This window comes from Rhodoglobus aureus (genome assembly GCF_039527955.1).
Lineage (GTDB): Bacteria > Actinomycetota > Actinomycetes > Actinomycetales > Microbacteriaceae > Rhodoglobus > Rhodoglobus aureus.
In genome coordinates this window covers 100,817-123,080 of record NZ_BAAAKW010000026.1, presented here as the reverse complement: position 1 = coordinate 123,080, position 22,264 = coordinate 100,817, and the positions used below count along the sequence as shown (strand labels likewise).

18 protein-coding genes are annotated in these 22,264 nt (G+C 60.3%); 5 read left to right on the top strand and 13 right to left on the bottom strand.

Annotated features, from left to right (window positions below; all coding sequences use genetic code 11):
• The first annotated feature begins 371 nt into the window (after positions 1 to 371).
• Positions 372 to 4,178 carry a hypothetical protein gene (locus tag ABD112_RS07100; protein ID WP_343924487.1) on the top strand — a complete coding sequence of 1,269 codons (3,807 nt, stop codon included), beginning with the start codon at positions 372 to 374 and terminating at the stop codon, positions 4,176 to 4,178.
• An 810-nt stretch (positions 4,179 to 4,988) separates the two neighbouring features.
• On the opposite strand, the gene ABD112_RS07095 is transcribed toward ABD112_RS07100, so the two are convergent.
• A complete protein-coding gene (locus ABD112_RS07095) occupies positions 4,989 to 5,414 on the bottom strand; it encodes a hypothetical protein (protein ID WP_343924485.1) in 426 nt (141 codons plus the stop codon).
• A gap of 139 nt (positions 5,415 to 5,553) precedes the next feature.
• On the bottom strand, positions 5,554 to 6,063 hold the full coding sequence (locus ABD112_RS07090; protein ID WP_343924483.1) for a DUF6998 domain-containing protein: 510 nt from the start codon (positions 6,061 to 6,063) through the stop codon (positions 5,554 to 5,556).
• A 34-nt stretch (positions 6,064 to 6,097) separates the two neighbouring features.
• On the opposite strand from ABD112_RS07090, the gene ABD112_RS07085 reads away from it, so the two are divergent.
• Positions 6,098 to 7,363: an RES family NAD+ phosphorylase gene (locus ABD112_RS07085; RefSeq protein WP_343924482.1), complete on the top strand. Its 1,266-nt coding sequence runs from the start codon at positions 6,098 to 6,100 to the stop codon at positions 7,361 to 7,363.
• A gap of 478 nt (positions 7,364 to 7,841) precedes the next feature.
• Complete coding sequence (locus ABD112_RS07080) at positions 7,842 to 8,705, top strand: hypothetical protein (protein ID WP_343924480.1); 864 nt, start codon at positions 7,842 to 7,844, stop codon at positions 8,703 to 8,705.
• 80 nt (positions 8,706 to 8,785) lie between these two features.
• On the opposite strand, the gene ABD112_RS07075 is transcribed toward ABD112_RS07080, so the two are convergent.
• The 5 genes from ABD112_RS07075 to ABD112_RS07055 are packed head-to-tail and all read right to left on the bottom strand — an operon-like array spanning position 8,786 to position 14,874.
• Positions 8,786 to 9,601, bottom strand: a complete 816-nt coding sequence (locus ABD112_RS07075; RefSeq protein ID WP_343924478.1) for an HpcH/HpaI aldolase/citrate lyase family protein — start codon at positions 9,599 to 9,601, stop codon at positions 8,786 to 8,788.
• A complete protein-coding gene (locus ABD112_RS07070) occupies positions 9,598 to 10,077 on the bottom strand; it encodes a MaoC family dehydratase (protein ID WP_343924476.1) in 480 nt (159 codons plus the stop codon). Before ABD112_RS07070 ends, ABD112_RS07075 begins: the two co-directional genes overlap by 4 nt.
• Complete coding sequence (locus ABD112_RS07065; protein WP_343924474.1) at positions 10,074 to 11,276, bottom strand: acyl-CoA dehydrogenase family protein; 1,203 nt, start codon at positions 11,274 to 11,276, stop codon at positions 10,074 to 10,076. Before ABD112_RS07065 ends, ABD112_RS07070 begins: the two co-directional genes overlap by 4 nt.
• Positions 11,273 to 13,267, bottom strand: a complete 1,995-nt coding sequence (locus ABD112_RS07060; RefSeq protein ID WP_343924472.1) for an ATP-binding protein — start codon at positions 13,265 to 13,267, stop codon at positions 11,273 to 11,275. Before ABD112_RS07060 ends, ABD112_RS07065 begins: the two co-directional genes overlap by 4 nt.
• 5 nt (positions 13,268 to 13,272) lie before the next feature.
• On the bottom strand, positions 13,273 to 14,874 hold the full coding sequence (locus ABD112_RS07055; RefSeq protein ID WP_343924471.1) for a carboxyl transferase domain-containing protein: 1,602 nt from the start codon (positions 14,872 to 14,874) through the stop codon (positions 13,273 to 13,275).
• A 99-nt stretch (positions 14,875 to 14,973) separates the two neighbouring features.
• Between ABD112_RS07055 and ABD112_RS07050 the strand changes: the two genes are divergently transcribed.
• Complete coding sequence (locus ABD112_RS07050; RefSeq protein ID WP_343924470.1) at positions 14,974 to 15,549, top strand: TetR/AcrR family transcriptional regulator; 576 nt, start codon at positions 14,974 to 14,976, stop codon at positions 15,547 to 15,549.
• A gap of 120 nt (positions 15,550 to 15,669) precedes the next feature.
• Positions 15,670 to 16,203 (top strand): hypothetical protein, encoded by a 534-nt coding sequence (locus ABD112_RS07045; RefSeq protein ID WP_343924468.1) that lies wholly within the window; start codon positions 15,670 to 15,672, stop codon positions 16,201 to 16,203.
• A gap of 104 nt (positions 16,204 to 16,307) precedes the next feature.
• Here ABD112_RS07045 and ABD112_RS07040 read toward each other — a convergent pair whose 3' ends face one another.
• The 6 genes from ABD112_RS07040 to ABD112_RS07015 form a co-directional block, all read right to left on the bottom strand.
• Entirely contained in the window at positions 16,308 to 17,078 is a 771-nt protein-coding gene (locus tag ABD112_RS07040) for a hypothetical protein (protein ID WP_343924466.1), read from the bottom strand.
• On the bottom strand, positions 17,075 to 17,647 hold the full coding sequence (gene lspA / locus ABD112_RS07035) for a signal peptidase II (RefSeq protein WP_343924465.1): 573 nt from the start codon (positions 17,645 to 17,647) through the stop codon (positions 17,075 to 17,077). The genes ABD112_RS07040 and lspA overlap by 4 nt, the downstream gene beginning before the upstream one ends.
• 35 nt (positions 17,648 to 17,682) lie before the next feature.
• Positions 17,683 to 19,182 (bottom strand): dihydrolipoamide acetyltransferase family protein, encoded by a 1,500-nt coding sequence (locus ABD112_RS07030; RefSeq protein ID WP_343924463.1) that lies wholly within the window; start codon positions 19,180 to 19,182, stop codon positions 17,683 to 17,685.
• Positions 19,182 to 20,183: an alpha-ketoacid dehydrogenase subunit beta gene (locus ABD112_RS07025; RefSeq protein WP_343924461.1), complete on the bottom strand. Its 1,002-nt coding sequence runs from the start codon at positions 20,181 to 20,183 to the stop codon at positions 19,182 to 19,184. The genes ABD112_RS07030 and ABD112_RS07025 overlap by 1 nt, the downstream gene beginning before the upstream one ends.
• Positions 20,180 to 21,298, bottom strand: coding sequence for a pyruvate dehydrogenase (acetyl-transferring) E1 component subunit alpha (gene pdhA / locus ABD112_RS07020; RefSeq protein WP_343924459.1), 1,119 nt, complete (start codon positions 21,296 to 21,298; stop codon positions 20,180 to 20,182). Before pdhA ends, ABD112_RS07025 begins: the two co-directional genes overlap by 4 nt.
• A 280-nt stretch (positions 21,299 to 21,578) precedes the next feature.
• Positions 21,579 to 22,259: a DUF8185 domain-containing protein gene (locus ABD112_RS07015; RefSeq protein WP_343924457.1), complete on the bottom strand. Its 681-nt coding sequence runs from the start codon at positions 22,257 to 22,259 to the stop codon at positions 21,579 to 21,581.
• Positions 22,260 to 22,264: the final 5 nt, after the last annotated feature.

The following is a 22,264-nucleotide window of genomic DNA, read 5'->3' as shown; positions in this document are numbered from 1 at the left end:
ACAGAAAGGCTAACCCGCCGCGACCAACGGCAACCCAGAAAACCCTACCCGGGGTGGGGCCGAATCAAACGACAAACCCGGGGCCAAATCAACTTGCTATTCCCAGACCGGAATGTTTGCTGCGGTGATCAGGATGCTCATCGATCACACTAAGGGGGTGGGGATGCTTCGACCCGACGCGGAGCAATTCGGCGCGATGCGCTGATTTTCTCTGCGCATTCTTCGCCCACGTTTGGGTTTACTAACATCGAACGCGCGAGGTCACCAATGGATCGCGACCGGAGCAAAACGAATGAAGTAGTCCAACAAGCCGGTTATTCGCCGGAGGGTCGCACCGCTGAAGGCAGTTGGTCGCCAGTAGATTCTGAAATATGACTTGGCCTCCTTTCAATCGCGACGACCTGCGGGCAGCGGCGTCGACCGGCGGATTCGATATGACGCTCCCCATTTTGATTCGGCGCCTAATAGCTGAGACGGCGACGGATCTAGTCGACTTGGACATGCCCGGAGAGTCGGGCGTGTCTGCGGGCGGGTTCGATGGCGTTGCTAGTGCTGGTACGGCAACTCCGCATATGCCAGGTGGGGTATCGGTTTGGGAGCTCTCAGTCGGAGGGAACGACGGGAAGGCCAACGATGATTACTCGAAGCGGATATCTGGCCCGCCCGGGCATAAGGCTCGTGACAGTACCTACGTAGAAGTAATCCTCGCTCCGTGGACGAAAGCGAGGTCTTGGGCCGGTGAGAAGAACAAACTTCGTCGCTGGCGCGAGGTCCGCGCCTACAACCTAGACCGGGTGCATCTCTGGCTCGAATCGGCGCCTGCGACGACGGCTTGGCTGGCCGCGAAGCTTGGTAGAGCAATTCCTGGTGTTCGTGCGCTCGAAGAGTGGTGGACCGACACGTGGATTCCATCAACGACGTCGCCGTTGGGTGCCGAAATCGTTCTCGCTGGGAGGGCGGACTCGGCCAAGTCGTTCGTGGACAGGATCGCGGGCGGGGCGAAAGTGACGCCTATCGGGGGCGGACTCCGCTTCGAGGAGGCGATGGCATTTGTGGCGGCAGCTTTATCGGCATCTAACGAGCGGGCAACAAGAGCGCTCCTGGCTCGCACACTGGTCGTCTCTGACGCAAACAGTCTGGAACGACTCATTGCTCAGGGAGCGCCTCTAATTATCTTGCTGAGCGATTTCAACCTGGCGCGTGGCTTGTCTACGAACCACGCTCATCAGCTAGTTGTTCTTGCTTCGCCCGGAGACTCGACCAGCATTGACGTCGGGCGCATTGGTTCTGAGGAAGTGTCTCGACTGCTCGCAAGTGAGGCTAACCCATCCGAGTTGGGATATTTGGCGCGACGAAGCCTCCTTGCCCTCAGGCGAAAGCTGGCTATTCTTCCCGGTATCTACACACCGCCATGGGCGAACGCGCCGGATTCGACAACTCGCCGATTGTGCTTGGTTGGTTCTTGGCGCGCTGAGCAGGTTGGAGATCGCGCAGCAGTCGAGTCAATCGTAGAAGATTCATTCGCCCATGTGGCTTCCCGAGCGCAGGAACTGCGCGCTGGCGACGACATGCCGTTCCTGGATGTCGTTCAGGACGAGTGGTACGTCGTCGCGCGAGAGGATGCATGGGCACTGCTTGCGCCGTCAATCACAAAGGAGGATTTGCGTGCGCTCGAAACGGCCGCGCTCGAAGTGTTTGGGGCTGCTGATCCAGTTCTAGCGCTCGACCCTCAGGAACGGTGGAAAGCCGCTATAGACGGCGTGTTCAGACCGCATTCGCCCGCGATCCGAAGGGGCCTTGCCGAATATGTTGCAGTGGCGGGGGCAAGCGACATCGTTGTGACAGGCACCTCAAACAAGCATTCCGAGTTCGCTCGAGTGTTGGCGAGAAGTGTGTTCGACTCCGCCAACAAGGACTCCACGTACCAACTGTGGGCATCTCTAAGCGACGTGATCGGATTCCTCGCTGAGGGTGCTCCTGAGGAGTTTCTCTCGTCGATCAGAGCGGGCTTGACCGGATCGGATCCGCTACAAGTGAAAATGTTTCAAGATTCGAAGGCGAACTCAGGGGTCTTCGGACAAAGCTCCCCTCACTCGGCTTTCCTGTGGGCACTCGAAAGCCTCGCTTGGTCTCCCAACTATGTCGAGGATGTCGTCCGCATCCTCGTAGCCCTCGACGCGCTTGACCCGGGCGGAGAGCTCTCGAATCGACCCCGAGCGAGCCTGCTTGGGATTTTGAGTGTGTGGCGGCCGCAGACGGCCGCGCTTCTCGAGCAACGCCTTCGGTGCATCGAGATTATCGTCGATAGGAGTGACTCAGCGGCGGAGCTCCTGTTGCAAATGATACCCGACGGGCATGGATGGCAAATGAATCACTCGGGTCCGCGCTATCGGGATTGGCGCACAGACTCATCTGTCACTAACGGCGAAATTCGAGCGGCGCTCGATCACATTTCAACAGCGCTAGCCGAGAAATTTGAAATGACTCCCTCGTTAGCGCTCGCAATCGTGCCCCGGCTCGACGACTTCGGCAACGACTTTCGCGCGCAGTTTGCGGCAAAGGTTTCCAGCACACACTATGGATGGTCGGCGAATGACACAGCCGACGTGTTCGAGGCGTTACGCGAACTCGTGGGACGTCACCTTGAGTATGCCGATGCTGCTTGGGCTCTCAGCACCGTTCAGTTGTCTCCGTTGGTCGCTCTGAGAGACACGATCGAACCGGCTATTTTGGCCCTCAGACACCGCTGGTTGTTCCGGAAGGATTGGGTTACGCTCGGCGACATTCGTCGGCGCGATGACTACGCAGCATACGAGAAAGAACTCGCCCACCAGCGGCAAGCTGCAGTCGATTCAATCTTCAGCGCGAGCGGCCTTTATGGCGTATTCGAATTCGCCGAGCAGGCGGATCCTTGGGTAGTGGGGTTTTCTCTAGGCAACGCTGCGGCGCCGGTGGAGCGAGATATTCTCACGCAGCTCTCCTCGGAATCGACCACGGTTTCTTCGATGGCAGCCGGGTACTTTGCGTCGCGACTTCGTCAGGATGACTCCCCGATCGACGCACTGTTGGAGGAGTTCGACGACCCCGAGAAACAAGCATTCTTGCTCCGTTACTTACCGGACCAAGTGACTGCGCAAGCCCTCCTCGGGGGGCTGCACAGCCGTGTGAGCGAAATCTACTGGCAGAACTTCAACTACTTCGGCCTAGGCGGCGACTTCTCAAAAGCCCTACAGTCGGGGTGGTGCCTTCTCGATGCGGGGCGTCCCGTTGCCGCTTTGATGCTCAACCAGCTTTACTTTAAAGGCAGTTCGGCCGGTGAGGAGACTGCGGACTTGCTTGCGGCCGCGCTGGAGGCGCTCATCGCCAAGCCCGATCCCGATCCCGATCCCGAAATTCAGAACCTGCAGCACTACGAGTTGGAAAGAATTTTCGACGTCCTCGCCGCGCATCGCGAACATCTGGGTTCGCAACGGGTCGTCGCGCTTGAGTGGCAGCTGCTTCCGCTGTCGAGCTTTGATGGGAGCTCGCCAGCGCTGCACGCCGAGATCAAATCGAACCCCGATTTCTTCATCGAGTTGATTGTTGCCTGCTTCCGGCCAGAGACGAGCGCCTCGACCAGCGGTACATCAGTTGACGGCGACGAAGCAGAGGATGAGGATGTGGGCGACGAACTGACGGATCAGCAAAGATCTACAGCAAGTCGAGCATGGGAGGTGTTGCGGACATGCAACCAAGTGCCCGGCGTGTGTGACGACGGCACGATCGACGTTGAAGAGCTCGCAGCGTGGATTGATGCAGTTCGAGGGGGCCTGGCCGCAGTAGATCGGGCGGTGATCGGTGATCTGCATATCGGAGAGGTCCTCAGCCACGCGCCCAAGAACGAGGACGGCTCGCCGTTCTCGCATGATGTCCGTGACTTGCTCGAACGACTCGCGAGCGACGAGGTCATGAGAGGTATCGCCACGGGTTTCTTCAACTCACGGGGCGTGACTTCTCGTGGTCTCACGGATGGCGGCGCGCAAGAATGGGAACTGGCCGATAGGTACCGCGACTACGCGTCTGGCGCTGATTCGTGGCCTACCGTCCGTCGCATGCTTGAGGGAATGGCTGAGCGCTACGAAGCTGAAGCGCGGCGCCAAGATTTATCCACGGAAAGGCACCGACAGGGATTGCGATAGCGCGCTGACAGGTTCGCAGCGGTTACGTGCCCACATTGCGCCAACATCTTAGGCAAATCACATTGATTGTCTCTGATGACAGTGGTTGCTTATCGGCCTTCGTCGATCGTGCCTTCGACGCAGGCATCCTGAAAATCCGGCCCAACGGCCGCACTTCTGTCCGCTGGTACAGAGTCAAGAACGACCCGATCCGCAAAACCTAGCTGAGCTGAGCTGAGCTGAGAAAATCATCGACGTCGAAATCGCCAAGCCGACGGTGAATGCTCCTGACCCGGCCAAGTTAGCGAGACGAATCGAACTCGGATACTGAAACACTGGGTCGCCGGCCACACATCTGCACCGTAGTTGTCAGCATCGGCGCCGCTTGCCAGAAACTACAGGGATAGCTTCTCGATCGGTCGTTCGTCGGCGGCCGGATCTAGTCTGATCTCGTGGCGAGCAACAAACGATACGCATGTCAAGTCGACGCACGAATAGATGCGGGAATTGATGCGCGCATCATGGCGTCGAGCGTGCCGCTCTCTCTGAGCAATGAAGAGCTGGAAATTAGCCGCTTTGACCTGACACGCACGAGAAACCCGCGCCCCATTAGGGCTTGGGTTCGATGCTCCGCTGGCGCGGTAGCCGTGCATGCGATAGCCGTGACCTGGACTGAACCTGCTGTCGCGATCGAATGGAACACGATCAGCGGTGAGTCCCGCTGGGCTTGGGTGTGGGGTTCCGCCGTCGAATCATGCTGAACGATCGCTAGCCTACTCTCGCGGAAGTTGAGATCAACCAGACTCACCATCTGGTTCAACCCACTTAGCACTAGCTTCCGACGTTGAGTGTCGCTATGGGCGCACCAGCTGCGTCGCACGCGCGCGAAACATCGTTGTTCAGATCGACGAGCGACTCGAGTCCTGCCCCCGAAGTCAGTAAGTAGTTCGGGGGCAGGTCATCGATGAACTTCAGCATCCGATCGCGTACGATCTCGTCGTCAGCAGACAGTGCAACAGCGTCGACGTTGTCAAGGAACTCATCAAAAGTGTCTCCCGAGAGCTCGCTCATCCAAGCACCATTCGCAGCCATATCCGCGATCAAACTTGCAAAATCTTCGCACGACGCAATTGTCTTCGAATCAGTGGGGTCTCCCGAGGGGGCAACTTCTGCCTGCAATTCAGGCGTTTCGCTGCTGCAACCCATCAGAAGGGCCGAGAGGAGGACGACGGTCGATAAAGTAGTTTTGCTTTGCACGTGGGAATTCTATTGGATTCCTCAATCGCCCGTTTTAGGTCGAGCACGGCAGCCCAGTTCCATAGCTGCCCGGCAACCTTTCAGCTACGCCGCGGCTGGGAGTGTGGACTCCCCCTCGGCTAAGCCTATTCTCCGGTCGTTATCCCAACGTGTCCATCGAGCGGCACCGAATAGACTCCCAACTGGCGCGAAAAGTATGTGTCACGTCTGCACCGTTGTCGCGCGCGCGGGCGCCCGTCACACGGACTCCTCCGGATCGCGGGGTTGCTACGTCCAGCAGTTGCTTAGGATTGAACTCCCGCGCCCATTGCAGTTCGAACGAGGGGATCTCAAACCTGACGCAAACTGCTAGGTCGAAATCGAGCGATGCAAAGTCATAGACGCGAAGCTCCCCGGCAGGCAGAGCGCGAGTCTTGACTTGGATTCGGCGATAGTCTGCCGCAATCAGGTCGATGTCGCGGGCAGATGTCACTGCGAGCTCACCGCCGTACACCTGTAGCGCTAGGTATTCACCGAGCTCCCCTACGAGGTTGTCGGTCCGCGCGATTCCAGCGCTACGAGCCAGACTTGTGAGCGCTTTTATGTCGTTGCGCGCAGAAACGTACTGGGTCAGCAGACTCTGAAGATCGTTGCTATGCGTTTCGACCATTGCACCAGACTAAGCTGCCTGCGACGATGTGGTCATGGAATTCGACCCTGTTTCATTCACCGACGACGCACTTTGCTTGTCGCACATTTCTGATCAGCAATTGCTGCGTCGACTTTCGGTGTCCACCGAAGACGGTGAATGCCTGATCTGCGCCGCAATCGGACGTCCGCAGTCAGGCAGTGTCGTTAACTTTGAGCGCTTGGCTCAGGTGGTCTATGACACGATGCTTCGGGCTCATGACCACGATGGCCTCTATATCGACGGCGAACAGTTGCTCGACCCTTTGACCACCGAAGAAGCGGCCGCATCCTTGCTGGCGGACGCTATCGAACTCGACGTGCTGGATGCCGTGACGGAGACGGTGGTTTCCCTCATCCACGATGATGTCGACTGGTTCATTCCCTATGACATGGACTATGAGGCGGGCGTCCAGTTCGAATGGAACGACTTCGAAGACAGCGTCAAACATGAGTCGAGAATGCTAACCGCATCCCGCGGTGCTCAGCCCGAGTCGGCAGCGGAAAAGAACTACGCCTTTGTCAAGTCGCTCCTCGTGCTGGCGGAGGAGAGGATGGGACTCGTTCGCGTCTTCGAGCGAGGCACAAAGGTTTACCGGGCACGTATCGAGCGCGACGCTCTCGAGTTCGAAGCGAAGGCCAAGAAGGCCCCTGCGCGCGAACTCGGAGCGGCGCCACGGGATAGAGCGAGCGCCGGTCGGATGAATGCCCAGGGGGTGCCCATGTTCTATGTGGCGCTCGACGCCGCGACCGCTTGCGCGGAAGTCGCAGCGCATAGCCCCTACGACGAGGTTGTGGTCGGGACGTTTGTCGTGCAGCAGCCGTTGCGGATTCTGGATCTCACGACGGTTCCACCTACGGGGAGCATCTTCGATGACGCACCGAAGCAGGACGGGGACGAGCGACTTACCTCCCTTGGATTTTATGTTGAGCGGATTACCCAGCCGGTGATCCTCGACGGCAGTCATCCGGTGGATTACGCGCCGACGCAGGTACTCACAGATGCGTTCCGCGAATGGGCAGTTCCCCGACTCGATGGCATCGCGTATCCATCCCGTGTGAGCGAAGGCGGCGGCACGAACGTTGTGCTCTTCTACTCAGATCGCATGTGGTTCGAGTCGCCGGACGAACCGTCCACTCGATTCGAACGTATGGTCCGTGAAGTTGAACACGGGCGAAAGACCTCGCTCTTCCGGGTCGACCCGAAGACAATCCGGCGCTATCGGGTGAATCGTCAGATCAGCGTAAACCGCAGCAAGCCATGGGGTTTGAGCAAAGGCTAGACAGACGGGACGCTGACAGACGAAGGAATAGCTCCCTCGGGGACGACGGATTGTCAGGTCCCCGTGCTCAAGTGCTCGCCGTTTAATGCTCGCGAAATGAGCACATCTAGCGAACTTACTTTGGCGGGACCATTACTAGTCAGCAGACGTGCCAGTTTCATGCCGTCAGAGAGCGCTGCGGAGAAGCTTGAGAATTTGTGAGGTGCAATGACTGCGGCCTCCAAGACCATGTTGCGGAGGCCGATCCTTGCTCGCGCGTCCCGAGACGACTCGGGATCGGAAGATTAGTGGATGTCTGTCACCGAGCTGCATCCGGGACTACGAATCGTGATGGACGGTCTCATTCCTCAGCTCTCGGATCTGCAGTCGGCTCATTAAAAAAATCTAGGCAAAGCCGTATACGTCAATATTCTCGAAATGGGAGTCTAGCCTTCCCCTTAGCAGTAATCTTTCCTCATCTCGTTAGATTGGACCCCAAATGAATTCTGCGCAACACCCTCTGCGGGTACTTATTTGCGACCCAGAGGAGTTTGTTGGGCCAAGCCGAAAGAATCTTCGCGTCGCGGCAGTCGTTCATCTCGATGTCGATGCTGACGATGAAATGAAGGTCGGCGTGGTCACCGCCCTCGGGGCGCAACAGCTTGACCCGGGGCTTGAGTTCGCGAGCTCTCTCGATCTCGGGTCAATTCGCCTAGTGGCTTCGCCAAACGGCGCCGCGGCTCAGGTCGGAGATGAGATAGATGTAGTGATGCCCGAGTTCCTCGTCAGACAAGACGGCACAGCAGATTTCTCACAGGTGGTTTTCGAAAAGCCAGTCACGTTCCGCGGGTTACGGGAGGCATCCCGAGCAGGGCTGAGTCAGCCGTCTCCAGAAGTCATTGCGGTGGTCCGAACAGCAGGCTGGGGCGGTGACCCGATCTGGATCGACATCGTTTCCTGGCTGGTCGATCATGGCGTTGAAATTGGGATCGGAGCTGGTGCAGCGATTCTGCGGGAAAAAGCCATCATGCCCCTACGATCCCGCCGCGCCAAGAAAGTCGCCCAAGCGTGGAAAGAACACAATTTGCATGCACCGTATCAGCTACGCGCACTAGTAGACCGCAAGGAAAAATGGATTACAGGTGATCTCTGCCGATTGCTCGACATCGACCCTAAGACTGCGCGCCAACTGCTCACCTCTCTCGGTTTCGTCCCCGATGCTGGACACAATTGGGTGCTCGGGACTTCCGACGCCGCGATAGAACGCCGGAATCGCTGGATGAAAGATGAGTTCTCCGACACAATGGGCGCGTATTTTGAGGTCGAACCGAACGGGACTTTTGGCAGCGAGGAGACCCAATAGCAGGAGAGTTCGGCGAACTGGAACCTGCCTGAATTTACGCTGTCGCCGCTCTCCACACGAGCTGACATAACTTTAGCCGTCTAACCCTCGCGCAACCCCGCCCGCGCCACCACGCACTCCGCATGCCGCAGGATGGGGCCGTCGACCATGCGGCCCTCGAAGCTGAAGACTCCTGGCTGCGATTCCGCTGCGGCGAGAAGTGCCCGTGCTGACGCGATTTGCTCGACCGTGGGCGCATAGCTTTCGCGCACAACAGCTACTTGTGAGGGATGAATGCAGGCCGTAGCCGTGAACCCGAGCGCTGCGGCATCCCGAGCCTCAGCAGCCAGACCATCGGTGTCCGCAATGTCGAGATGCACCGCATCAATCACAGCCTTCGAATACGCGCCAGCCGCGAGCAACACCGACGAACGCGCATGCAGTGCCACACCCCGGTACGGGCCGTCATCTTCGCGAGACGACGAACCGCCAAGCGAAGCCACGAGATCTTCGGCACCCCACATGAGGGCAACCACACAATCGAGCGCCGCGAGAGTTGTCGCCGCGAGAACGCCGCGAGCCGTCTCGCAGAGGGCGATCACCTCGAGCTCGGTGAGCGCATCGAAATCGGCAACCGACTCCGCCTTCGAGAGCATCACCGTGCGGTAATCAGTCTGTTCGAGAGCTTCGAGATCGCTGTCGTGGTCCTGGGTGCCGGCGGGGTTGATTCGCACGATCGTGCGTGCCGGATCCATCGGGTTCGCGATGAGTGCCTTACGAGCCTCAGCCTTGTCGACACTGGCAACAGCATCCTCAAGGTCGATGATGATGGCATCCGCGCGCTCAAGAGCTTTCGCATAGCGATCGGGGCGGTCAGCCGGAACAAACAGAATTGACGGGCCCAGTGTGAAACTCACGGTGCGTTCTCCTCAGTCCAAACCATTACCGAGCGCGTCGCTACAGCAACAACGACGCCATCTTGGTTCTTGGCAGTGTGCCGCAGGGAAATGATGCCCTGGCCGGGACGCGACTTCGACAGCCGCTTCTCCAACACCTCAGTCTCGGAATACATCGTGTCTCCGTGATACAGCGGATGCGGAAAATTCACCTCAGTGAAGCCCAAGTTGGCCACAATCGTGCCCTGAGTCAGCTGAGCCACGGATGCCCCCACCATCGTCGACAGCGTGAACATCGAGTTCACCAAGCGCTGCCCGAACGGCTGCTCCGCCGACCACGCCGCATCCAAATGCAACGACTGCGTGTTCATCGTGAGCGTCGTAAAGAAAACATTGTCGGCCTCGGTGACCGTGCGGCCCGGAGCGTGCAAGTAGACGGCACCCTCTTCGAACTCGTCGAACCAGAGGCCGCGCTGCTGAATGCGTTTGCCGGTCATAGTGTGGCGAATCCCAACTCGCGAGCGATAACCATCATCTGCACCTCAGTCGTGCCCTCGCCCAGTTCAAGCACCTTGGAGTCGCGGTAGTGACGAGCGACAGGGTTCTCGTTCATGAAGCCGTAGCCGCCGAAAATCTGGGTGGCATCGCGTGCGTTATCCATGGCCGCCTCGCTGCTGATTACTTTCGCCAAGCTCGCCTCCATCTTGAAGGGAACTCCGGCAACCAGTTTGCGGGCTGCGTCGTAGGTTGCCAAGCGTGCCGAGTGAACTCGTGCCTGCATGCGCGCAATCTTGAACGCGATGTGCTGGTTCGAGCCGATCGAGCGGCCGAAGACATGGCGCTCGTTGGCGTAGCGAATCGACTCCTCGAGACAGCCCTGCGCTGCCCCCGTGCACAGCGCCGAGAACGCCACACGCCCCTCATCGAGCGTTTCGATGAAGTTGGCGAAACCGCGACCGCGCTCACCCAACAGGTTTGCTTCGGGAACACGCACATTATCGAACGACAGGGGGTGCGTGTCAGAGGTGTGCCAGCCGACCTTGTCGTAGGGCGGGTGCACCGTGAAGCCAGGCGTACCGTTGGGAACAAGAATGGCACTCAGCTCAGGCTTTCCGTTTTCGCGGCGGCCCGTCACTGCCGTTACCGTCACCACCTTCGTGATCTCGCTGCCCGAGTTGGTGATGAACTGCTTCGTTCCGTTGATAACCCATTCGCCATCGACAAGCTCTGCGGTGGTCTTGGTTCCCGCGGCGTCGGAGCCGGCATCCGCCTCGGTCAGCCCGAAACCGGCGAGTGCTTCGCCGCGAGCGAGCATTGGAACCCATTGCTGCTTCTGCTCTTCGGTGCCCTGCTTGAAGATCGGCATCGCACCAAGGCCGATACCCGCTTCAAGAGTGACCGCAATCGACTGGTCAACGCGCGCGAGCTCTTCAATGGCGAGGCACAACGAAATATAGTCCTTGCCTTGCCCGCCGAATTCTTTCGGGAACGGCAAACCGAACAACCCCATCTGCCCCATCTGGGCGATGATCTCGTACGGCAACTCACGCTTCGTGTCGTACTCATACGCCGCCGGCGCCACAACCGTGTCCGCAAAGTGACGCACATCAGCCTGCAACTTCTTCTGCTCAGCAGTAAGACCGAGATGCGTGGGGCCAAGGTGGCTGACACCGAGGTCGGTGACTTCGTGACTCATGAGGTTTCTCCTTCAGTGCTCGCTTGTGGCGATTCGATTCGGGCAACGATTTGGTCGCGTGTGACCAAATCGCCTGGCTTCAGACTGATATCAACAACCCCATCGAGGGTTGCGACAACGGGGTGTTCCATCTTCATGGCTTCAATCGTGAGCACCGTCTGACCGGCAGTCACCGTGTCACCGTGGGCAACGGCAACCGCAACAACGGTGCCCGGCATGGGCGAACGAAGATCAGGATCGATGACGCCAGCAACCCGGGCGAGGGTGGCACGGTGGGTGGCCAGCGACTCCGCGCGGCTCTGCTCATGCAGCGCGAATGATGTGCCTTGCTGCGCGATCCAGATCGTCGCGCTGTCTGGCCCCGCGTTCGCGGTATCACGCGCGATCGTCAGCGCGACGCTCAGCGTTCCCCATTCGACACCGGTGGAGGTCAGTCGAGCCGGCCTGGACTCGTTTGCCACCGTGACAGTCGCATCGCTCGGTGCCCCGGAAACCAGAACCTCGTGCACGATCCCCGCACACTCGAGACGGTAGCGTGCGGGGCGATGCTGCCCCATTCTCCAACCGCTTGGTTGCTGCCACGGTGAGCCGGGCATCCAGCGGTCGGAATGGATGCTCAGGGCCGCCGCAGCAAGCACGGCAGGGCTCGGGGCCGTGAACTCGATCTCGGCCAGAGCCCGTTCGATGAGTCCCGTATCGAGCGCACCAGCACGAACATCGTCGCGAGCGAGCAGCGCCCGCAAGAACTCGATATTGGTCGTGACGCCCAGGATGACGGTGTCGGCCAGGGCGCGATCGAGCTTCGTGAGGGCTTCTTCTCGCGTGGCCGCGTGCGAGATGACCTTGGCGAGCATCGGGTCGTAGTGGTCGGAGACGGTGCCGCCCTCGACGAGCGAGCTGTCGACGCGCACGTCGGTGGCCTCGTGAAGGCTAACGATCTGACCCGCAGAGGGCAGGAAATCATTGGCGGGGTCTTCGGAGTAAATGCGGGCTTCAACCGAGTGGCCGCTGAGCTTCGGCGTCTCCACTGTGAGCTTCTCACCCGCAGCGATTCGCACTTGCCACTCCACCAGGTCGATGCCGGTGACGAGTTCGGTGACAGGATGCTCCACTTGCAGCCGTGTGTTCATCTCCATGAAGAAGAACTCGTCGGGAGCATTGTCGGAGACGAGGAACTCGACAGTGCCCGCCCCGACGTAGTTGACGCTGCGAGCGACCTCGCACGCCGCCTCACCGATGCGTTGGCGGGTGGCCTCATCGAGCAACGGAGATGGCGCTTCTTCGATGATTTTCTGGTGGCGGCGCTGCAGCGAACATTCGCGCTCCCCCAGGTGAATCGTCGTGCCGTGGCTGTCGGCCAGCACTTGCACTTCGATGTGCCGCGGCTTTTCGACGAGCCGTTCGAGAAAGAGGGTGTCGTCGCCGAAAGCGGCACTGGCCACACGACGTGCGGAAGCAAGGGCATCGGAAACCGCGGCGGGCTCGCGCACAATCGTCATGCCCTTGCCGCCACCACCCGCCGACGGCTTGATCAGCAGCGGGAACCCAACCTCATTGGCCGCAGCCACCAGATCGTCGTTCGTCATGCCCGGCTCAGCAATCCCGGGGATCACCGCAACACCGCGTTCGGTTACGTGCTTTTTCGACGCAATCTTGTCGCCCATAATCGTGAGCGCATCAATGCCCGGGCCAATGAACGTCACACCAGCCGCGACACAGGCCTCGGCGAGGTGCGCGTTTTCCGACAAGAATCCGTACCCCGGATGAATCGCCTCAGCATTCATGCCCGGAACGGCATGGGCGGCAGCAACGATCTGCTCGACCGACAGATAGCTCTCGATCAGCACGGCAGCATCCGCTACCCGTACGTGCTTTGCGTCACGATCGTGCTCGGTGTAAACAGCGATGGAACGGATACCCATCGAGTGCAGGGTGCGAGTGATGCGACAGGAAATTTCGCCACGATTGGCGACCAGAACAGCAGAAAACATTGCCATCACATCCGGAAAAGGCCGAAGCCCGGCTCAGGCAGCGGGGTGGCCGCAGCGATATCGAGAGCCATGCCGAGCACATCTCGAGTATCTTTGGGGTCAATGATTCCGTCATCCCACAGGCGGGCGGTCGAATAATACGGGCTGCCCTGACGTTCGTACTGCTCGCGGATGGGCTTCTCGAACGCGACCTTGTCGTCATCGGTGAACTCGTCTTCGCCGAGCTGATCGCGACGAACCGTCGACAACACCGCAGCAGCCTGCGGCCCGCCCATGACGGAGATACGGGCGTTGGGCCACATCCACAAGAAACGGGGCGAGTACGAACGGCCGCACATCGAGTAGTTGCCCGCCCCGAACGAACCGCCGATGACGACCGTGAACTTGGGCACGCGCGTCGTAGCGACGGCGGTCACCATCTTGGCGCCATTCTTGGCAATGCCGCCCGCCTCATATTCCTTGCCGACCATGAATCCCGAAATGTTCTGCAGAAACAGCAGCGGGATGCCGCGCTGGTCGCACAGCTCAATGAAGTGGGCGCCCTTGAGAGCTGACTCGCTGAACAGCACACCGGCGTTAGCCACGATGCCGATCGGATGCCCGTGCAGCGTCGCAAATCCTGTGATCAGGGTCGCGCCGTATTCCTTCTTAAACTCGTGGAACTCGCTGCCGTCAACGAGGCGAGCGATTACTTCGCGCACTTCGTAAGGGCTCTGCACGTCGGTCGGTACGACTCCGTAGAGCTCGTCGGGGTTGACGGCGGGAGGACGCGATTCGACGACGTCCCACGCGGGAGCCGCAGGCTTGGGGATCGTCGCAATGATGTCGCGCACAATCTGCAAAGCGTGGCGGTCGTCGTCGGCAAGGTGGTCGGTGACGCCGGAGGTACGAGCGTGCACGTCTCCCCCGCCGAGTTCTTCGGCGGTGACGATCTCGCCGATAGCTGCCTTCACGAGCGGAGGACCGCCCAAGAAGATCGTGCCCTGATTGCGCACGATGATCGTCTCGTCGCTCATCGCTGGCACATACGCACCGCCAGCCGTACAGGAGCCCATAACCGAAGCGATCTGCGCGATGCCCGCCGCTGACATTTGCGCCTGGTTGTAGAAGATGCGACCGAAGTGATCGCGGTCGGGAAAGACCTCGTCTTGCATGGGCAGAAACGCGCCGCCAGAGTCAACGAGGTAAACGCACGCCAGTTTGTTTTCGAGAGCAATCTCTTGCGCCCGCAAATGCTTCTTCACGGTGAGCGGAAAGTAGGTGCCGCCCTTGACCGTCGCATCATTGGAGATCACGAGAACCGGGCGCGCGTGAATGAGGCCGATGCCCGCAATCACGCCGGCTCCGGGAGCCTGATCGTCGTAGATGCCGTTGGCCGCAAGAGGCGCGATTTCGATGAAGGGACTGCCCTCATCCAGAAGCTCATCGACTCGATCGCGAGGCAAGAGCTTGCCGCGAGAGATATGACGTTCGCGAGATTTTTCGGAGCCACCGAGAGCGGTCGTCGCGAGTCGCTCGCGCAATTGCTCCACGAGAGAGCGCATCGACTCGTCGTTGGCCACAAACGTCGGATGAGACGGTTGGGCGGCAGTGGTAATTTTCTCCATCGAACACCTTCGTTCTGCGCGGCTTGTGACCACTTGGGTTAGTCAATACTAACTCAAATTAGGTTAGCGATCATTAACCGAACTGTCTAGACTCTGAGCATGAACGAAACGCCAACTCCGCGAAGCCAAGCGAAAGCAGACCGACGAGAAGCCCTCCTCGACGCCGCCGCCAGCCTCTTCGCTGAGCGCGGATTCACTAGGGTTTCGCTCGAAGAACTCGGGGCAGCCGCAGGAATCAGTGGCCCCGCCGTCTACCGCCACTTCGACGGCAAACAAGCCGTACTCGCCGCCATGCTTGTGGATGCCAGCACCGACCTCTGCACGGGAGCCAACACCGTGATTGAGTCCGCACCCTCAGCCCGCGCCGCGCTCGAAAGCCTCGTGGAGTTTCACGTCGAGTTTGCGCTCGAAAATGCCAACGTCATCCGCGTGCAAGATCGCGACCTCGACAGCCTCACCGACGATGACCGGCACACCGTTCGCACCCTTCAGCGAAGCTATGTCGAGCAGTGGGTAACCACGCTCGCCCGCCTTCACCCGGATGCCGCGACGAGCGAGCTACGCACCCGCGCCCACGCAACCTTCGGCCTCATCAACTCGACTCCCCACAGTGGCCGTGCGGGCACTGCACGTGCCGTGCTTGAGCGGATGGCGCTGGCTGCGCTCGACGCATAGGGGCTTCCCCGCAAGACATCAGGTCTTGCCCACACTTCTCGCAGGATCGCCATAGGGTTCTGATAGACACTGATCGCAGGAGCAGCCGGCACAGTTCTGGCCTCGTGTGTCGGACTTGCTGTGGCCCTGCCCGCTCAGGCCGAGACTCTCACCACCGCTACAGGCAGTTCCAGCGCGTCCGAAACGGGCGACTCAGCTACCGGTGACCGCGCTGGCCGCGGTCACGGCGGCATAGGGCTTGACGCCGCCGCTCTGGCCACCAAGCTGGGCCTCACCGAGGCCGACGTGACTGACGCCCTCTCCGCAGTGCGTGATGCCACCGAACCCTCGGAAAAGCCAACTTCCACGGACGCCACAGACGAGGAGAAGGAGGCCGCTAGGGATGCCCGCAAGGCCGCACTCGTTACGGCTCTGGCTGCCGAGCTCAACGTTGACGAAGACGCCGTCACCGCGGCGCTGGCGGAAATCCAGACCGAAAAGGCCGCGGAGAGAACTGCTTCGAAGGCAGCCACTCTCGAGGAGGCCGTCACCGACGGCACTCTGACCCAGACTGAAGCCGACGCCGTACAGAAGGCTATGGATGCCAAGCTCCTTGGCGATCGTGGCGGCCACGACGGTGACAACGGTGGTGGCCGCGGGCACAGCGAACACTAACGAGCCAAGCACAAAGAGGGTCTGCGACTGATCGGCCGCAGGCCCTACTGTCCTCGATCAGAGCTGCCAGTCACTGGGGCAGCTTTGCGGTTAGGCGATAAGCCTCACGACTCGTCGAGCCCGCCGAGACGGCGCAGGACGGCGTTCAGGAGCGTGCCCGCCGCATCCGGAATTACATGGTGGTTGAGGTAGATACCCTCGAGCCACGGCAGAACTTCATCTGCGGGTAGCCCAATAATGTCCCAGTCGACCCCGGGCAGAGCTTTGGATCGGGGTGAACCCGTGCGTGCGTCCGTCCAGGCTTCAGCGATCGGCTGATCGGGCTCAGACTCTCCAGCACCCCAGGCGAGTGCGATTGGATGATTCTCGCCGTCGATGTGGTCGTGCGTCACGCTGCCGGCGCCGAGCCAGGGCAGCGTCAACAGCTCTCCCTCGACCTCTATCTCGAGCAGCTCGAGCTGAACGGGCTCCTCCACCTCGCAAATGTAGAGATCAAACCCGGCGTCGCGCCAGGCCGCAGCTTGGGTGATGTCATCAAGCAGGTTCGGAATGAGCGCGTGGAAGTCGCTGGCCAGCCTCGTCGCCCACTGCAGGAGTGTGGTGGTGTCGTCGGCCGACCATGGGCTCGAGTCGCGATGTTCACCGGCCGGGGTATGGAAGTGATGGCTGACGCCGGCGCTGGTCGTCTCTAGATGCAGCTGGCCATTGCCGTACTCGACATGCAGATCGCTCAGTTGCTCTTCGTCGTCCCAGTCGGCAAAGAGCTCAGGTGCGGCCAGTGCCCGTGGCAGGGTTATCGGCGGCGTACGTCTCGTTCCGAGGTTGAGAACGGCCCGCAGTCGCGTGTTGGGCATGCGCAGGCTGAGGTCAGTCATCCTCTCGCCGGGGGTGTTGCAGCGGCATCCGCACCACTCGCCGCTTCTGGCTCAGGCTTGCTGGCAATGCCCATGAGCGAAATGATGACGATCATGATTGCACCACCGACGAGAGCGATATCGGCGATGTTGCCAATGAAGTAGCCGTTGTAGTTGATGAAGTCAACGACGTGACCGCGAGCGAAACCAGGGTCGCGAAAAAGGCGATCGCCGAGGTGCGTGATTGCCCCACCCAGCAGCATTCCTAGTGCGACCGCCCACGCGCGCGACTCAACCTGCGCGGCGTACCACGTGATCGCGACCACGGCGATCGCCGCAATGATCGTGAGCACCCAGGTGAATTCTTCGCCGATGGAGAATGCCGCGCCGGGGTTGTAGACGAGCTGGAACGAAAGCAGGTCGCCGATTATGGGGATGTTCTTTCCGTCACCAAGGTTTGTCACGGCCCACCATTTGCTCGACTGGTCGGCCGCGACCACGAACGCGGCGAGCGCGAAAATACCCCACAGCAAACGTCGCGATGCACGCGGTTTAGTGGTGGCCGCAGCAGGGTCGAGATTTTCGGTCATAAGACCATTGTCACCTGTCGCGGCCACCCCTCGTGTCACACCATGCTCAGAACGGTGCCGGGATCCCGGAGAATCGCGCCAACATCGGTGAGGAATCGGGCGCCCTGTTCGCCATCGACGAGTCGATGATCGAACGACAGGCTGAGCGTCATGACCTCGCGAAGGGCGACCTCGCCATTGTGTTCCCACGGCATCTTTCGTACTGCACCCACGGCGAGAATCGCGGCTTCGCCGGGATTCAGGATGGGGGTGCCGGCATCGATACCGAAGACGCCAACGTTGGTGATCGAGATTGTTCCGCCGCTCAGCGATGCCGGAGTGGCTTTGCTCGCACGAGCGTCCCGGGCGGTAGTGCCGATAGCGTCCGTCAACGCTGCCAAGGTCATCGCATCGGCGTCTTTGAGGTTCGGAACCATCAGCCCCCGCGGCGTCGCGACAGCAATACCGAGGTTTACATAGCCAAACTCGACGATCTCGTTGGCTTCGGCATCCCACCGTGAATTGAGCGAAGGATTGCGAGCGATGCCGATACACATTGCTTTTGCGATGACCGCGAGCACGGATGCTGCGGAGCCACCAGCTTTCAATCGCGCAACAAGTTCCATTGTGCGGGTGACATCGATCGTCAGGAACTCCGTGACATGAGGTGCCGTAAACGCGCTCGACACCATCGCGGCAGCGGTCGCCTTGCGCACCGATTTGATTGGAGTGCGCTGTTCGCGAGGGCGAGCGTTCGATCCGCCCGCTCTCGGCGACGATCCGGCTTCCTCCGACGCCGCGGTCTCGCCTGAGCTGCTATTTCCGGCACTTTGCCCTGCGTCACTCTGGCTTCCGGCGTCGGCGGATTTCGACACATCTTCGCGCGTGATGACCCCGTCAGGTCCGGTGCCTTGCACTCGTGTGAGGTCGACACCGAGGTCGTGCGCGAGCTTGCGAACCGGCGGCGTGGTCTTTGTGCGCGCCTCAGCAGGTGTGGAAGTTGCTTGCTCAGATTGGACGGGCGCGTCGGCGGTCGCAGCGGGCACGCCTGGAGCCGCACCAGCAGCGGGCGCGTCGGGAGCGTCTGAGGCGGCAACTGTCGCCGTCTCACTCTCCTGCGGGGCCGATTTGGCCGCGCGAGGTTTACGCGTCGGGCGCTTGCCGCTCTCCACGGCCGGGCCGTACCCCACCAACACCGAGTTACGCTCGGGGGCAGCCGTCGCGCTGGCCGAGTCTGACTTCTCTTCGTGCTCGGGAGAATTCGACTCCCTCGAACCACCAGCATCGTCCGCAGAACCCGAACCGCCGGCAGCACCCTCGAGCTCAAACGTCACGATCTTGGTGCCAACGGTCACCGTCGCACCTGGCTCAGCGTGCAGCGCTGCGATCTTGCCCGCAACCGGCGACGGCAGCGACACAATTGCTTTCGCCGTTTCGACTTCGGCAATGGGCTGGTTCAACGTGACCATGTCGCCAACGGCCACGTGCCATTCAACGATCTCGGACTCGGTGAGGCCCTCCCCCAAATCGGGCAGCGCAAATTCCTTAACAGCCATTACGCACTCCACCCTGTGAGCGAATTGGCGCGACCAAGAGCGCGATCAACACCATCAAGAATCCGGTCAAGATCAGGCAAGAAATGATCCTCCAATTTCGCCGGTGGATAGGGCACATCGAAGCCCGTAATGCGCACAGGAGCAGCCTCGAGATAGTAGAAACAGCGGTCGGTCAGTGTCGCCGCAATTTCAGCCCCCAAACCGCCCGATTCTGACGCCTCGTGGGTGATCACGAGTCGCCCCGTCTTCTGCACGCTTGCCGAAACCGTGTCGAAGTCAACCGGGGCGAGCGAACGCAAATCAACCACCTCGAGAGAAATCCCATCGTCAGCAGCGGCCACGGCGGCATCCAATGCGGTTGCCACAAGCGGGCCATACGTCACGAGAGTCACATCAGTGCCCTCAACAACAACGCGTGCTTTGCCCATCGGTAGACCGACAGCGTCTTCGTTGACGTCGCCCTTAGTCCAGTAGCGACGTTTGGGCTCAAAAAACAGAACCGGGTCATCGCAAGCGATCGCCTCACGCAGCATGCTGTGCGCGTCCTGCGGCGTTGAACAGGTGACCACCCGCAGTCCAGCGGTGTGCGCGAAATACGCTTCGGGAGACTCAGAGTGGTGCTCGACCGCTCCGATACCTCCGCCATAGGGAACACGAATCGTCAGCGGCATCCGCACATTTCCGGCGGTGCGATAGTGCAGCTTCGCAACCTGAGCAACGATCTGATCGAAACCCGGGTAGATGAAGCCGTCGAACTGAATTTCACAGACCGGACGGTAACCACGGAACGCGAGCCCGACTGCCATGCCGATAATTCCTGCTTCAGCAAGCGGTGTGTCCATCACTCGTTCTGTGCCGAAATCGCGCTGCAAACCATCAGTGACACGAAAAACGCCACCCAAGGCTCCGATATCTTCACCCAGGAGCACAACCTTGTCGTCATCGCTGAGCGCTCGGCGCAATCCTGAGCCGAGAGCCTTCGCCAGAGTTAGTTCAGTCATTTCTCAAACCCCTCTAGATAGGCCTTGTACTGGCTCTTTTGACGGGCAAGGCCCGAATGCTCGGTCGCGTAGACGTTGTCGAACACGCTGAGTGGTTCGGGGTTCTCGAGCCCGAGACATCCGGCACGGAACTCTGCCGCCACCTGATCTGCTCGTGACTGGATAGATGCCGCCAGTTCGTCGGTCAGCACCCCTTCGCTGCGCAAAAAGGCTTCGACGCGCGCGATCGGATCCCGCGCTTCCCACTCTGTGGCGACCACCGGGTCGACATAGCGACTCGGGTCGTCAGAGGTCGTGTGCGGTCCACGGCGGTAGGTCACGGCTTCGATGAAGGTTGGCCCTCCGCCGTTACGCGCACGGTCGAGGGCACTGCGCGTTGCGGCCATGACCGCGAGAACGTCGTTTCCGTCAACGCGGATGCTCGGGATGCCGAATCCGGGGGCACGATCGGCGATCGGCCGCTGTGCCTGCAGACCAACCGGCTCGGAGATGGCCCACTGGTTGTTCTGGCAAAAGAAAATCACGGGCGCCTTGAAGGAGGCCGCGAAGACCATCGCTTCGCTGACATCTCCTTCGCTGGTGGCACCGTCGCCGAAATAGGCAACCGCAACGCTGTCGACGCCGTCTTTCTTGCATCCGACGGCGTATCCGGTGGCATGCAACGTCTGGGCACCAATAATCACTGCGGGGGTAGCCATTCCGACGGAGAACGGATCCCACCCCGACGCGGCGGTGCCGCGCCACACCCGCACTAGGTCGGGAAGCTTCACGCCGCGGCAATATGCGACAGCATTCTCGCGGTAGCTGGAGAACACAAAGTCGTCGGGGCGCAGAGTGCGAGCTGAACCGACTTGGGCAGCTTCTTGACCGAAGAGCGGCGGCCAAAGGCCCAGTTCGCCCTGACGTTGAAGGGCAGTCGCTTCAGTATCGATGCGACGCACAATAATGAGGTCTTCATAGAGGCTCGCGAGTTGATCACCTGTGACATCCGACACCCAAGGGTCATAGAGGTCATCGCTTAGCCGAATTCCATCCGGGTCAAGAAGCTGCACGAACTCAGGGTTCTGCTTCTTAGCCTCAGATTTCTGGGCTTTTACGGGCACGGTAGTACTCATCGTTCCTCCGATCTGCCATTGCGTATGCAGGTAAGCCACGCTCAAGCGATCCACACAACCGTGATTGGTAAACCACAGGTTGACCCGAGCCTCGTCGCTCGGAGTTAATTTGACCGTACCTACACACTGCACCGTTCACAAGGTGACACACGAAAGTTGCCATGGAATTCGCGGATGGCAGAAAACCGGGAGGCGTCTCCGCGCCGATACTGACAGTGAATATCGTCAGTGCGGTAGCTGCGTTGTTCGGGCCAACGAGCTCGGAACTACGAGCTTCGAGCTAGCGAGCTACTGACCACGCGCGACGCTTGACGAGAACGTGTCCCCGTTTGGTCGTGATTCGCGTCCACGCCCCAGATTCGTACACGGATGCAGAGTCGTCTTCGCCGAGGAATCCCAGGCTTACCGCTGCAAAACCTGCACCAGCGGGCAAATAATCGGGATTGTCGAGCGGTCTACCCCACACTTCAGTGCGCACCTTGTGCACGATCGCTTCACCAACTCCATTCGGAACAGCTTGCGCAACTTCGTCGATTCCTTCGCGAGCCGCCGTTTCGAGCACCTCACCAGCAACCGAATCAATTGCAACCCATCCTCCGCGCGGCGGGGTTATCGCCGCCCAGGTAACGGTGCTGACGCTCATCGGCAGGCTCACCGTGACGGGCTCGCCGAACGAGTCAGCGGATTCCTCCACAGCGCTCTCGACGCGCCCGATTAGGGAACGCACAGGCACAACAGCGTCGAAGGTGTCTTTCGCCCCAAGCGCGAAGGTGCGGAGGCCGAGAACTGTGGGGCTGTTGTCGAGAAGCCCCGCCGGATGAAGCACGGAAACATAGACCGCGAGCACGCCTGCGCCACCGATTAGTCGAACAGAGCCGTCATCAACGCGAGCAGCGCGGCCTAAAAAGACGTGCAGATCACCTAGGGCAAGGGAATCCACCAAAGTAAAGGATTCAGTCATAGGTC